Source organism: Pseudomonas sp. CFBP 13727 (genome assembly GCF_014841915.1).
Taxonomy (GTDB): Bacteria; Pseudomonadota; Gammaproteobacteria; order Pseudomonadales; family Pseudomonadaceae; genus Aquipseudomonas; species Aquipseudomonas baltica.
Genome location: NZ_JACYUT010000001.1, coordinates 930,280 through 943,391, shown reverse-complemented (window position 1 = coordinate 943,391; position 13,112 = coordinate 930,280). Strand labels below are relative to the sequence as shown.

Here is a 13,112-nt window from a genome sequence, read left to right as displayed (position 1 = left end):
GGCAGCACCGCCGATCTTCCGGCGGACACACCCGGGCCAGGCCCGAATTCAAGCAGAGCGAGAGTGGATGTGAGCAATCGAGCCTTTAACTTCTGCGCAGGCCCCGCTGCGCTTCCCGAAGCTGTGCTGCAGCGCGCCCAGGCGGAAATGCTGAACTGGCGTGGCAAGGGCCTTTCGGTGATGGAGATGAGCCATCGCAGCGAGGACTACACCGCCATCGCCGAAAAGGCCGAACAAGACCTGCGCGACCTGCTTGGCGTCCCGTCCAACTACAAGGTCCTGTTCCTGCAGGGTGGCGCCAGCCAGCAGTTCGCCGAAATCCCCCTGAACCTGCTTCCCGAAAGCGGCACGGCGGACTACGTCGAAACCGGTATCTGGTCGAAGAAGGCCATCGAGGAAGCACGTCGCTACGGCAACATCAATGTCGCTGCCAGCGCCAAGCCCTACGACTACCTGGCCATCCCCGGCCAGAACGAGTGGAAACTGACGCCCGGCGCGGCCTATGTCCATTACGCTTCCAATGAAACCATCGGTGGCCTGCAGTTCGACTGGGTGCCGCAGACCGGTGATACGCCACTGGTCGTCGACATGTCCTCGGACATTCTCTCGCGCCCTGTCGAGGTGTCCCAGTTCGGCTTGATCTATGCGGGCGCGCAGAAGAACATCGGCCCCAGCGGCCTGGTCGTGGTGATCGTGCGCGAAGATCTGCTGGGCAAGGCGCGCAGCGCCTGTCCGACCATGCTCGATTACCGGATCGCTGCCGACAACGGCTCGATGTACAACACGCCTGCGACCTACTCCTGGTACCTCTCGGGCCTGGTGTTCGAGTGGCTCAAGGAGCAGGGCGGCGTTGCGGCCATGGAAGCCCGCAACCGTGCCAAGAAAGACCGCCTGTACGGCTTCATCGATGCCAGCGATTTCTACAGCAACCCGATCTCGGTCAACGCCCGGTCCTGGATGAACGTGCCGTTCCGCCTGGCCGACGAGCGTCTGGACAAGGCATTCCTGGCCGGCGCCGATGCGCGCGGTCTGCTCAACCTCAAGGGTCACCGTTCGGTCGGTGGCATGCGCGCCTCCATCTACAACGCCCTGGGCCTTGACGCCATCGAAGCGCTGGTCGGCTACATGGCGGAGTTCGAAAAGGAAAACGGCTGATGTCCGAACATGAACTCAAAGCCTTGCGGGTACGCATCGACAGCCTCGACGAAAAGATTCTCGAGCTGATCAGTGATCGCGCCCGCTGCGCCGAAGAAGTCGCGCGGGTGAAGATGGCCGCGCTGGCCGAAGGCGAAGTGCCGGTGTTCTATCGGCCCGAACGCGAGGCGCAAGTGCTCAAGCGGGTCATGGAACGCAACAAGGGGCCGCTGAGCAACGAGGAGATGGCGCGCCTGTTCCGCGAGGTCATGTCATCCTGCCTGGCGTTGGAGAACCCGCTCAAGGTCGCCTACCTGGGCCCCGAAGGTACCTTCACCCAGGCAGCTGCCATGAAACACTTCGGCCACGCGGTGATCAGCAAGCCCATGGCGGCGATCGACGAAGTGTTCCGCGAGGTGGTTGCAGGTGCGGTGAACTTCGGCGTGGTGCCGGTGGAAAACTCCACCGAAGGCGCGGTGAACCACACCCTCGACAGCTTCCTCGAACACGACATGGTGATCTGCGGCGAAGTCGAACTGCGCATCCACCACCACCTGCTGATCGGCGACAACACCAAGACCGACAGCATCAGTCGCATCTATTCCCACGCACAGTCGCTGGCGCAATGTCGCAAGTGGCTGGACGCGCACTACCCGAACGTCGAGCGCATCGCGGTCGCCAGCAATGCCGAGGCGGCCAAGCGGGTCAAGGGCGAATGGAACTCGGCGGCCATCGCCGGCGACATGGCTGCCGGCCTGTATGGCCTGGAGCGCCTGGCCGAGAAGATCGAAGACCGTCCGGACAACGCCACACGGTTCCTCATCATCGGCAGCCAGGAAGTGCCGCCTACCGGCGACGACAAGACCTCGATCATCGTGTCCATGAGCAACCGGCCGGGTGCGTTGCACGAGCTGCTGGTGCCGTTTCACGACAACGGCATCGACCTTACCCGGATCGAGACACGGCCATCGCGCAGCGGCAAATGGACCTACGTGTTCTTCATCGACTTCATCGGCCATCATCGCGACCCGTTGATCAAGGGCGTGCTGGAGCAGATCAGTCAGGAAGCCGTGGCACTCAAGGTGCTGGGCTCATACCCCAAAGCGGTTCTTTAACAGAAGGGTTAGTACGCATGACCGATTTCCTTGCCCTGGCCCAGACCGGCGTTCAACAACTGTCCCCCTACGTTCCCGGCAAGCCGGTGGATGAGCTGGCCAGAGAGCTGAACCTGGATCCGGCCAACATCATCAAGTTGGCCAGCAACGAGAACCCGTTGGGTGCAAGCCCCAAGACCCGTGCCGCGATCGAACGCGAACTGGCCGAGCTCACACGCTATCCCGACGGCAACGGCTTCGACCTCAAGACCCTGCTGGCGCAGCAGTGCCGCGTACAGCTGGACCAGGTGACCCTGGGCAACGGCTCCAACGACATTCTCGAACTGGTCGCCCGAGCCTATCTGGCGCCTGGCTTGAACGCGGTGTTCAGCGAGCACGCCTTTGCCGTCTATCCATTGGTCGTGCAGGCCGTGAATGCCGGTGCGCGGGTCATCCCGGCCAGGCAGTTCGGCCATGACCTGCCGGCGATGCTGGCAGCGATCGACGACAAGACCCGCGTGGTGTTCCTGGCCAACCCGAACAACCCGACCGGTACCTGGTTCGGCCCGCAGGCGCTGGAAAACTTCCTCGCCGCGGTCCCGCCCAGCGTGGTCGTGGTGCTCGACGAGGCCTATATCGAGTACGCCGTCGGTGGCGAGCTGCCGGACGGCCTCGACTACCTGGCGCGCTACCCGAACCTGCTGGTCTCGCGCACCTTTTCCAAGGCTTATGGCCTGGCTGGGCTGCGGGTAGGCTATGGCTTGTCTTCGCCGGTCATTGCCGATGTGCTCAATCGTGTCCGCCAGCCGTTCAACGTGAACAGCCTGGCATTGGCTGCCGCCTGCGCCGCGCTGACGGACACCGACTACCTGCAGCGCAGCCGCGAACTCAACAGTGCCGGCATGCAGCAGCTGGAGGCGGGGTTCGCCGAGCTGGGCCTGGACTGGATTCCTTCCAAGGGCAATTTCATTGCCGTGGACGTGGGTCGCGTTGCCGGGCCGGTATATCAGGGGCTGCTGCGCGAAGGGGTGATCGTGCGCCCGGTGGCCGGCTACGGCATGCCCAACCACTTGCGCGTGACCATCGGCCTGGCCACGGAAAACAGCCGTTTCCTGGAGGCGTTGCGCCTGGTGCTGGCCCGTGTCTGAGTTCACGCAATTGCAACCGGGCGCTGCCAGAATAGGCCGCCTGGTGGTTGTGGGGCTGGGACTGATCGGCGGCTCGTTCGCCAAGGGCATCAAGCAAAGTGGCTTGGCCGACGAAGTGGTGGGGGTCGATCTCGATTCGCGCGCCTGCCTGCGGGCCGTCGAGTTGGGCGTGGTCGACCGCTGCGAAAGCGAGCTGGCCCGTGCCTGTGTCGGCGCCGACGTGATCCAGTTGGCGGTGCCGATCCTGGGCATGGAAAAACTGCTGGCGGCCCTGGCCTGGCTTGACCTGGGCCGAGCCGTGATCACCGATGTCGGCAGCGCCAAGGGCAATGTGGTACGGGCCTTTCGCGACGCTTTTGGCGGGGACCTGTCACGCTTCGTTCCGGGCCATCCGATCGCCGGTTCAGAGCAGAGCGGGGTAGAGGCGGCCAATGCCGAGCTGTTCAAGCGGCACAAGGTGATCCTCACGCCGTTGGCCGAAACCGCGCCCGATGCGTTGCAATGCGTCGATGGCCTGTGGCGCGCCCTGGGTGCGGACGTCGAGCACATGCAGGTCGAGCGTCACGACGAGGTGCTTGCCGCCACCAGTCACCTGCCGCACCTGCTGGCGTTCGGCCTGGTCGATTCGCTGGCCAAGCGCAGTGAAAACCTGGAAATCTTCCGCTACGCTGCGGGCGGTTTCCGTGATTTCACGAGGATCGCCGGCAGTGACCCGGTCATGTGGCACGACATCTTCCTCGCCAACCGCGAGGCTGTACTGCGCACACTCGATACATTTCGCAGCGATCTCGACGCCCTGCGCGACGCGGTCGATGCAGGGGATGGGCATCACCTGCTGGGCGTGTTCACACGCGCCAAGGTGGCCCGCGAGCATTTCAGTAAAATCCTGGCCCGTCGGGCCTATGTGGACGCTATGAACTCCAACGACGACCTGATCTTCCTGGGCAAACCCGGTGGCAGCCTCAAGGGCCGCATTCGCGTACCGGGTGACAAATCCATTTCGCACCGCTCGATCATGCTTGGCTCCCTGGCCGAGGGCACTACCGAAGTCGAAGGCTTCCTCGAAGGCGAGGACGCCCTGGCGACCCTGCAGGCCTTCCGCGACATGGGCGTGGTCATCGAAGGTCCCAACCAGGGCCGGGTGACCATCCATGGTGTCGGTCTGCACGGCCTGCAGGCGCCGCCCGGGCCGATCTACCTGGGCAACTCCGGGACCTCGATGCGCCTGCTCGCCGGCATTCTTGCGGCGCAGAGCTTCGATACCACGTTGACCGGCGATGCCTCGCTGTCCAAGCGCCCGATGAACCGCGTGGCCAATCCACTGCGGGAAATGGGCGCGGTCATCGAGACGGCGGCCGAGGGTCGTCCGCCGATGGTGATCCGCGGCGGGCAGCGGCTCAAGGCGCTCGACTACGCCTTGCCGATGGCCTCTGCACAGGTCAAGTCCTGCCTGCTGCTGGCCGGATTGTGGGCCGAAGGCAGGACCACCACCACCGAGCCGGCACCGACCCGCGACCACACCGAGCGGATGTTGCGCGGCTTCGGTTATCCGGTCGAGGTCAATGGCCCGCAGGCGTCGGTCGAGTCCGGCCACACGTTGAAGGCGACCCACATCGAAGTGCCCGGCGATATCTCGTCCTCCGCATTCTTCCTGGTGGCCGCCTCGATCGCCGAAGGCTCGGACCTGACCCTGGAGCACGTGGGTATCAACCCGACGCGCACCGGTGTGATCGATATCCTGCGCCTGATGGGTGCCGACATCACCCTGGAAAACCAGCGTGAAGTGGGTGGCGAGCCGGTTGCCGACCTGCACGTGCGGGCGGCTCGACTCAAGGGTATCGAGATCCCCGAGGCGCTGGTCCCCCTGGCAATCGACGAGTTCCCGGTGCTGTTCGTGGCTGCGGCCTGCGCCGAAGGGCGCACCGTGCTGCGCGGCGCCGAAGAGCTGCGCGTCAAGGAATCCGACCGTATCCAGGTCATGGCCGACGGCCTGCTGGCGCTCGGTGTGAAATGCGAGCCGACCGCAGACGGCATCATCATCGATGGCGCCGGTCATGGACTGCCGGCCATGGGCGGCGGCGAGGTCCACGGCCACGGCGATCACCGCATCGCCATGGCCTTCAGTATTGCCTCGCTGCGCGCCAGTGCGCCGATCCGCATCCACGACTGCGCCAACGTCGCCACTTCGTTCCCCAACTTCCTCGGTCTCTGCGCCCAGGTGGGTATCAACGTGGCCGAAGAGGGCGCGTCGTGAACCAGGCGCCGGTCATCACCATCGACGGGCCAAGCGGTTCGGGCAAGGGCACCATCGCCGGTATCCTCGCCAAGCGCCTGGGCTGGAAGCTGCTCGATTCAGGCGCGTTGTATCGCTTGCTGGCCTACGCGGCACGCAACCATGGCGTCGATCTGAGCAACGAAGCGTCGCTGATGGTGATGGCAGCCCATCTCGATGTGCAGTTCATCGCCGCCGCCGACGGCCAGCCCCAGCGCATCGTGCTGGAAGGCGACGACGTCACCCGCGACATCCGCAACGAGCAGGTGGGTGCCGGCGCCTCCCAGGTCGCGGCCCTGCCGGCAGTGCGCGACGCGCTGTTGCAGCGCCAGCGGGCATTCCAGGAGTCGCCGGGCCTGGTGGCCGACGGTCGCGACATGGGCACGGTGGTGTTCCCTGAAGCGGCGTTGAAGGTGTTCCTCACCGCCAGCGCGGAGGAACGTGCCCGCAGGCGTTACTTGCAGTTGAAGGCAGCGGGCAACGATGTTAGTCTGTCGAGTCTGCTAGATGAGATACGTGCACGCGATGAGCGTGACATCCAGCGCGCAGTGGCCCCGCTCAAGCCGGCGGCCGATGCCATACAGCTGGATTCCACGGAGTTGTCCATCGAGCAGGTGTTGGAACGCATCATGAGCGAGATCGCACTACGCGACATCGCCGGGTGACGAAGAAGCCATACGGGAACCCAGTCAACATCCCGGTGGCTTTCTTTTACTTGAACGAAACCCACGTTGTCTGGAGCGTGGCTGATGGGCGTATGTTTCGCCCAAATCTACAGGAATTAAAATGAGCGAAAGCTTTGCAGAACTCTTTGAAGAAAGCCTAAAAACTCTCAATCTTCAGCCAGGCGCAATCATCACCGGTATCGTTGTCGATATCGACGGTGACTGGGTTACTGTCCACGCCGGCCTGAAGTCCGAGGGTGTCATCCCGCTCGAGCAGTTCTACAACGACGCTGGCGAACTGACCATCAAGGTCGGTGACGAAGTTCACGTTGCGCTGGACGCGGTAGAAGACGGCTTTGGCGAAACCAAGCTGTCCCGCGAAAAAGCCAAGCGTGCCGAGTGCTGGATCGTTCTGGAAGCAGCTTTCGCCGCCGAGGAAGTGGTCAAGGGCGTTATCAACGGTAAGGTTAAGGGCGGCTTCACTGTCGACGTTAACGGCATCCGTGCGTTCCTGCCTGGTTCCCTGGTCGATGTCCGCCCTGTGCGCGACACCACCCACCTGGAAGGTAAAGAGCTCGAATTCAAGGTCATCAAGCTGGACCAGAAGCGCAACAACGTTGTCGTTTCCCGTCGCAGTGTCCTGGAAGCCGAGAACTCCGCCGAGCGCGAAGCTCTGCTGGAATCCCTGCAGGAAGGTCAGCAAGTCAAGGGTATCGTCAAGAACCTCACGGATTACGGCGCATTTGTCGATCTGGGTGGCGTCGATGGCCTGCTGCACATCACCGACATGGCCTGGAAGCGCATCAAGCATCCATCGGAAATCGTCAACGTTGGCGACGAGATCGATGTCAAGGTCCTGAAGTACGACCGCGAGCGCAACCGTGTTTCCCTGGGCTTGAAGCAGCTGGGCGAAGATCCATGGGTTGCCATCAAGGCACGTTACCCAGAGAGCACCCGCGTCATGGCGCGCGTCACCAACCTGACCGACTACGGCTGCTTCGCAGAGCTGGAAGAAGGCGTGGAAGGCCTGGTACACGTTTCCGAAATGGACTGGACCAACAAGAACATCCACCCTTCGAAAGTCGTACAAGTCGGCGACGAAGTGGAAGTCATGGTTCTGGACATCGACGAAGAGCGTCGTCGTATCTCCCTGGGCATCAAGCAGTGCAAGTCGAACCCGTGGGAAGACTTCTCTGGCCAGTTCAACAAGGGTGACAAGATCTCCGGCACCATCAAGTCGATCACCGATTTCGGTATCTTCATTGGTCTGGACGGCGGCATCGACGGTCTGGTTCACCTGTCCGACATCTCCTGGAACGAAGTGGGCGAAGAAGCCGTACGTCGTTTCAAGAAGGGCGACGAGCTCGACACCGTCATCCTGTCGGTAGATCCAGAGCGCGAGCGCATCTCCCTGGGCATCAAGCAGCTGGAAGAAGATCCGTTCTCCGACTACGTGTCTGCCAATGACAAGGGCGCCATCGTTCGCGGTATCGTCAAGGAAGTTGACGCCAAGGGCGCTGTCATCACCCTGGCCGACGACATCGAAGCCACTTTGAAAGCTTCCGAAATCAGCCGTGACCGCGTTGAAGACGCGCGCAACGTTCTGAAGGAAGGCGAAGAAGTCGAAGCCAAGATCATCAGCGTCGACCGCAAGTCCCGCGTCATCCAACTGTCGATCAAATCGAAAGACGTTGAAGACGAGAAAGAAGCTATCCAGAGCCTGCGCGAGAAGCCAGCCACTTCGGATATCGCTGCTGGTCCGACCACTCTGGGCGACCTGCTGCGTGCTCAGATGGAAAAGCAGAACTAAGTTCTGTTTGACCTGTAGAAAAAGGGCGACTTCGGTCGCCCTTTTTTGTGCCTGCGATTCTTGCCGTGTCGAGAGTTGAGCGCGGCGGGCGCCGAACTAACCCCGACCTCGGATGCTCAAAGGGATAAGTGAATACCCAAGGATCTCCAGGGATGAAAACCGTAGTAACCGCAGTGCTGTTCGTCGTAGTGGGTCTGACATCCGCATGCTCCACCACGTCGGTGGTCAAACGAGATTATCGGGGCATGCAGGCATTGCAGATTAATTGCAGTGGCCTGGGCTCGTCCTGGGGCAAGTGCTATGACAAAGCGCAGCATGCCTGCCGCGCGATGGGCTACAAAGTCCTGGCGAAGACTTCCGATATCAAGGAAGAGCCCGAAGACGGCTTCCTTGGCTGGAATCCGGGCATGGCCAGCCGAACCATGTTCGTGCGCTGCAACGGTCAAGGTTGAGTAGCCCTTGAAGTTGCTCCAGCTGACCTGCGGCTGGTAAATGACATACGAATGGTTACAAACTTTTCCGTCACGTCTCTGACACCCGCCTGAAGTAAATTAGCAATCGGCCATCTACTTGGATAGGGTAGGTGGTGTATTGCCAGTCATCGTTTTCGATTGAATTCCTGCTCCTTGAACCCGTGTCCCTCCCAGAAGTAGACAAGGCCCGAGTCATGAAATTTACCCTGCTCATCGCAGCATTGCTGCTGGTGACCGCCTGCGCCGCCACCTCCACGTCCCACGGCAAGCGCGGCAGTCGTGGATTGCACATCACCTGTTCCGGACTGACCTCGTCCTGGGCCCAGTGCGAGAAAGAGGCCGAATCGGCCTGCGGCCCTGCCGGTTACCGTACCCTCGCCAAGTCCAGCGACGTCAAGGAAGAACCGGACGACTATGTTTTCGGCCTCAACCCCGCGGGTTATTCCACGCGCAGCATGATCGTCAAATGCCGCAAGAGCACTGCGTTCAAATAGGGCACGCACAACTCATTTTCAAGAAGTCAAGAGTCGGGCTGTTCAAATCTGTCAAGCCATGCTAAAACCTTCTAAGCACTGATCTAGCTGCTTGATAAAGAAGGGAAAAATATGACGAAGTCGGAATTGATCGAACGTATTGTCACCCATCAAGGTCTACTTTCATCCAAGGATGTGGAATTGGCCATCAAGACCATGCTCGAGCAAATGTCGCAGTGCCTGGCCACAGGTGACAGGATCGAGATACGTGGTTTCGGCAGCTTTTCCCTGCACTATCGCGCCCCTCGGGTCGGACGCAATCCCAAGACCGGGCAGTCGGTGAGCCTGGATGGCAAGTTCGTTCCGCATTTCAAGCCCGGCAAGGAATTGCGCGATCGGGTGAACGAAGACGAAGAGCTCGCTTGATCGACGTTGAAGGAGAAGGCTTTGCGTAATCTCAAGAAGTTGCTGCTGGTGCTGATTTTCCTGGCAGTCGCTGCTGTCGTGCTGGTGTTCGTACTGGAGAACCAACAGGCCGTTGCGTTGAGCGCTCTTGGTTGGTCCACCCCGTCGTTGCCAGTGTCTGTGTTCGTGTTGGCAGGCGTGCTGGCAGGCATGCTGATCGGCCCATTGTTCGGCTGGTATATCGCCCTGAGCAGCAAGCACCGTTGGCGCAAGCAGCTGCGCGCCAAGGCCCGGGCGGAGCAACGTGCAACCCTGGCCGCTGCATCCACCGATTCGAAAGCCACTGTCGCCGCACCCCAGCAGGCGGTGGTCAAGTAATACGCCCTGAGGGTTCCGTATCCACTGCGGAAACATCGCGTATTACCGCGTGTCCTGAGCGAACGGCATTTCCTGCGCCGTGCCAGCGCGTTCTGTTGCACAATAGCCGCAGACCGTTTTCCAGGACCCATAATGTCATTTCCATTCCGTTACGGGCGACACCTTCCAGGCGCCGTGCTGGTTCTTGCATGGCTCGGCATGGCAGGGTGTTCCTCCCCCAAGACCGCCATCTACGAACATGAAAATTTTGCTGACTCAGGTACGTTTTCTCGAAACTACCCGGTCAGCGATATCGCCTCCTGTGAAGCCGCGCGTCGGGCATTGCTGAGCCAGGGCTACATCATCACCAGCAACGATCCGCGTCAGGTGAGTGGACACAAGAGCTTCCAGCAGACCGGCGAGAGTCACCTGGAGATCAGTTTCAACGTGGTCTGCGTCGCCGATGCCAACAGCGAGCACAGCTCCACGCTGTTCGCCAATGCGCTGCAGGATCGCTATGCGCTGAAGAAGGTCAACAACTCGGCCAGCGTAGGCGTGGGGGTGCTGGGTTCGGTCTCGATGCCGATCGGTTCCACCGACGATTCCATGGTCAAGGTGGCCAGTGAAACGGTGGCGTCGGACAAGTTCTACGACCGTTATTTCTCTCTGGTGGAGAGCTTCATGCCCGTGCAGGCGAAGAAGGTCGTATCGACCCCGCCTGTCAAGGATGAGCTGGGCATGCCGGACACTGCACCTGCGGCCCCCGCTGCATCTGTAGCGCCTGCGACTGCGAAGCCAGTCGTGCCTGTAGCCGCGCCGCTGGTTCCGCCGACTCCGCCCGCTCAGGCGCAGCAGGCAGAGGTGGTGCCCGAACAGGAGGCTTCGCAGCCTGTCGCGCCCCCGGCACAACCGGCCCCCATCGAAGTCATCCCGCTTCCCGAGGCCACCGAGGCGACCCCTGAGGCCGTACCGCAGGCGCCCTCTGTAGAGGCGCCCGTTTCGCAGCCCTGAGCGAGCGGTGGGGTCACTGACGGCTGGCGCGGCGGTACTCGCCGGGCGTCATTGCGCACCAGCGTTTGAAGGCGCGCTGAAAAGCCTCGGCCGATGTGAATCCCAGCAGGTAGGCTATTTCGCCGAATGCAAGTTCGGTGTCGCGGATGTAGGTCTGCGCCAGGTCACGGCGGGTGTCGTTGAGAATCGAGCGGAACTGCGTGCCCTCGTGGGTCAGCTTGCGCCGCAAGGTCCAGGCCGGCATCTTCAGGCAGGCAGCGATTTCGTCCAGCGTCGGCTCGCGTCCGCCGTTGAGCTGTGAACCCAGCAGTTGGGCGACCCGCTCGCCAACGGTGCGCACGCGCGTCAAACGCTCCAGTTCCTGCTCACACAGCTGCAACAAATGCTGCCAGGTGCTCGGGCAGTGCTCGGGGTTGCGCAGGTTCAGGCTGGCATGGGTCAGGCGCAGCTGGTTGTGCTCGCAGTTGAAGGCGGTATGGGCGGGGTAGTGTGCTGCATAGCCGGGCGGGTCGAACTCGATTTCCATCCGCTGTGCAATCACGTTCTGCCCGGCAAGTACAGTCAGCTGCTGCAGCCAGCCGGTCAGCAGCGAGTCCACCACAAAACGGTTGTAGGCATTGTAGGGACTGATCGAATAGAACCGCAGCCAGGCGCCTTCGCGGTCTTCGTGAAAACTCGATTGCCCGCGATAGTTGGCGGCGTACAGGGGTTCGAAACGAATCAGCGTACGGGCTGCCTCGCGCACTGTCGGTGCCTGCGCGGCCGTGACGCCGGCCAGGCCTGCCTGGCTCAGGCGGCTTGCCTGGCCGATGCGCAGGCCCAGCGCGGGGTCGCCGGTAAGGGCGATCGCCGCATGGCCCAGGCGCATGTAGCGGGCGATGGTCAGTCGCGCTCCGGCGACGTTGAGCCGGCTTGGCTCCAACCCATACTGGGCCAACAGGGGCAGCGGGTCGTGGCCATGGCTGCGCACTGCCTGTGCCAGGCTCTGGGTGAAGCCGACCGACAGGTCGCCGAGTTTGATCCGCTGGCCGCTCACGCGCCTACAGCCACAGATTGATCAGGCGCGCGCCACGCCCGTCGCCGACCTGGCCGAAACGCTCGCGTTGACGGGCGAAGCTGTGCCCTTCGTAGAACTGATTCCAGAAGTGCCCGCCCATGAACACGGTCATGCTTGCCAGTGGCGCGCTTTCTGCGACCAGCCGTTGCCAGGCCTGGGCCTCGCTGACCTCGCCGGGCAGCAGGGCGGCATCGCTCGGCGTTGGGTCGATGCGAAAGCCGCGCCAGGGCTCGGACCAGCGCCCACGCCCGAGTACCGAGGCGGGCACCGCGAGCAGCTGCACGTCTTGCTGGCGCAACTGGGCGTGACTCGCCGGATGCCAGCTGTCGGTGCCGATCAGGACGGCCAGTTTGCCCGCCGGGGTGTCGAACACGTTGAACGGTGCGTCACCCAAGGGTTGCACGTAGCGGCGAGTGGGATGGCTGGTGAAATGCTGGAGCTGTGGCTGGCCCAGCACGGAGCCATCGGGTGCGAACACGACACTGGCGTTGTACAAGGCGCCGTTCCCGGTTCGCAGGCGACCCTCCACGACAGAAGGGTTGGGCAGGATGATCGAGCCTGCCACCAGGGTCACCCTGAATTGCCTGGCCAGGCCGCCAAACAGCTGCTGGTACTGCTCGGCCATGCTCGCGGCCTTCATGCGCAGGTAGGCGTCGGCGAAGCGGTCTTCGCCCTCGGCCATGGCCCAGCCGCCAAGCAGGCGCAATGGATTGCTGGCGGCCAGCCACTGTTCGGCATCGCGACGCTGCACCACCTGGTAGAACTCGTTCTTCTCGCCCACCGCCCATAACCAGGTACCGATGTGCTCGGGCAAGACCACGATGGTCTTGCTGCCGACAAGGCCTGCATCCTGGGCATGCTGCAGGTATCCGGCCAGTTTCAGGCGCAGGCGCTCGACGCTCTGGTAATCCGCCGGGAACAGCTCGGGCTGGATCCCCAGCAGATTGCCGCGCTCGGATGGCGCGCCGTCGACACCATCGAGCTCGATGCGCAGGTCGGACAGGTAGTGCCCGGCGGGGCGCTGGGTCGTCCACAGCGCGTAGGTACTCAACGCCGCCAGGCAAAGCAGGGCAACCACGGACATCAGGATTTTGCGCATGAGGGACAACAACCAGCTCCTGTTCGTGAATCCGCACTAGGGTAGACGTCGCGTGCAGCATGATCAATGACTTGTCATTTCAGGTCATTGAGGCGTGCGGCTCGGGTGTCTACT

The 13,112-nt window shown here is 62.3% G+C and carries 13 protein-coding genes; 11 read left to right on the top strand and 2 right to left on the bottom strand.

The features are described 5' to 3' along the window. The first annotated feature begins 69 nt into the window (after positions 1-69). The 11 genes from serC (at position 70) to IFT76_RS04100 (ending at position 10,842) form a co-directional block, all read left to right on the top strand. Complete coding sequence (gene serC, locus IFT76_RS04150) at positions 70-1,155, top strand: 3-phosphoserine/phosphohydroxythreonine transaminase (RefSeq protein WP_192057485.1); 1,086 nt, start codon at positions 70-72, stop codon at positions 1,153-1,155. Beyond that, entirely contained in the window at positions 1,155-2,249 is a 1,095-nt protein-coding gene (gene pheA, locus IFT76_RS04145; protein ID WP_122479059.1) for a prephenate dehydratase, read from the top strand. The genes serC and pheA overlap by 1 nt, the downstream gene beginning before the upstream one ends. A 17-nt stretch (positions 2,250-2,266) precedes the next feature. Beyond that, positions 2,267-3,376 (top strand): histidinol-phosphate transaminase, encoded by a 1,110-nt coding sequence (hisC, locus tag IFT76_RS04140; protein WP_192057484.1) that lies wholly within the window; start codon positions 2,267-2,269, stop codon positions 3,374-3,376. Further along, complete coding sequence (locus tag IFT76_RS04135; RefSeq protein ID WP_446731091.1) at positions 3,369-5,630, top strand: bifunctional prephenate dehydrogenase/3-phosphoshikimate 1-carboxyvinyltransferase; 2,262 nt, start codon at positions 3,369-3,371, stop codon at positions 5,628-5,630. Before hisC ends, IFT76_RS04135 begins: the two co-directional genes overlap by 8 nt. Further along, positions 5,627-6,313, top strand: coding sequence for a (d)CMP kinase (gene cmk, locus IFT76_RS04130; protein WP_192057483.1), 687 nt, complete (start codon positions 5,627-5,629; stop codon positions 6,311-6,313). Before IFT76_RS04135 ends, cmk begins: the two co-directional genes overlap by 4 nt. Before the next feature lie 121 nt (positions 6,314-6,434). Beyond that, the gene (rpsA, locus tag IFT76_RS04125; protein WP_122479054.1) at positions 6,435-8,123 is read left to right on the top strand and encodes a 30S ribosomal protein S1; all 1,689 of its coding nucleotides are present in this window, start codon (positions 6,435-6,437) and stop codon (positions 8,121-8,123) included. 152 nt (positions 8,124-8,275) lie between these two features. Then, positions 8,276-8,575, top strand: a complete 300-nt coding sequence (locus tag IFT76_RS04120) for a hypothetical protein (protein WP_122479053.1) — start codon at positions 8,276-8,278, stop codon at positions 8,573-8,575. Between the two features lie 215 nt (positions 8,576-8,790). Beyond that, positions 8,791-9,090 (top strand): hypothetical protein, encoded by a 300-nt coding sequence (locus IFT76_RS04115; RefSeq protein WP_122479051.1) that lies wholly within the window; start codon positions 8,791-8,793, stop codon positions 9,088-9,090. A 111-nt stretch (positions 9,091-9,201) separates the two neighbouring features. Beyond that, the gene (gene ihfB / locus IFT76_RS04110; protein WP_043187734.1) at positions 9,202-9,495 is read left to right on the top strand and encodes an integration host factor subunit beta; all 294 of its coding nucleotides are present in this window, start codon (positions 9,202-9,204) and stop codon (positions 9,493-9,495) included. A 21-nt stretch (positions 9,496-9,516) separates the two neighbouring features. Continuing rightward, a complete protein-coding gene (locus IFT76_RS04105; RefSeq protein WP_122479050.1) occupies positions 9,517-9,852 on the top strand; it encodes a lipopolysaccharide assembly protein LapA domain-containing protein in 336 nt (111 codons plus the stop codon). A 132-nt stretch (positions 9,853-9,984) separates the two neighbouring features. Next, positions 9,985-10,842, top strand: coding sequence for a DUF2242 domain-containing protein (locus IFT76_RS04100; protein WP_192057482.1), 858 nt, complete (start codon positions 9,985-9,987; stop codon positions 10,840-10,842). Positions 10,843-10,855: 13 nt separating this feature from the next. Here the strand turns inward: IFT76_RS04100 and IFT76_RS04095 are convergent, their stop codons facing one another. Both IFT76_RS04095 and IFT76_RS04090 read right to left on the bottom strand, forming a co-directional pair. Further along, the gene (locus IFT76_RS04095) at positions 10,856-11,878 is read right to left on the bottom strand and encodes an AraC family transcriptional regulator ligand-binding domain-containing protein (RefSeq protein ID WP_192057481.1); all 1,023 of its coding nucleotides are present in this window, start codon (positions 11,876-11,878) and stop codon (positions 10,856-10,858) included. 4 nt (positions 11,879-11,882) lie between these two features. Next, positions 11,883-12,998, bottom strand: coding sequence for a nitrilase-related carbon-nitrogen hydrolase (locus IFT76_RS04090; protein WP_192057779.1), 1,116 nt, complete (start codon positions 12,996-12,998; stop codon positions 11,883-11,885). Positions 12,999-13,112 lie beyond the last annotated feature (114 nt).

Excerpts from the sequence above, each read along its gene's own strand:
- hisC (WP_192057484.1), top strand. The coding sequence starts at position 2,267 with ATGACCGATTTCCTTGCCCTGGCCCAGACCGGCGTTCAACAACTGTCC.
- IFT76_RS04090 (WP_192057779.1), bottom strand. The coding sequence starts at position 12,998 with ATGCGCAAAATCCTGATGTCCGTGGTTGCCCTGCTTTGCCTGGCGGCG.
- ihfB (WP_043187734.1), top strand. The coding sequence starts at position 9,202 with ATGACGAAGTCGGAATTGATCGAACGTATTGTCACCCATCAAGGTCTA.
- IFT76_RS04115 (WP_122479051.1), top strand. The coding sequence starts at position 8,791 with ATGAAATTTACCCTGCTCATCGCAGCATTGCTGCTGGTGACCGCCTGC.
- pheA (WP_122479059.1), top strand. The coding sequence starts at position 1,155 with ATGTCCGAACATGAACTCAAAGCCTTGCGGGTACGCATCGACAGCCTC.
- IFT76_RS04120 (WP_122479053.1), top strand. The coding sequence starts at position 8,276 with ATGAAAACCGTAGTAACCGCAGTGCTGTTCGTCGTAGTGGGTCTGACA.
- IFT76_RS04100 (WP_192057482.1), top strand. The coding sequence starts at position 9,985 with ATGTCATTTCCATTCCGTTACGGGCGACACCTTCCAGGCGCCGTGCTG.
- rpsA (WP_122479054.1), top strand. The coding sequence starts at position 6,435 with ATGAGCGAAAGCTTTGCAGAACTCTTTGAAGAAAGCCTAAAAACTCTC.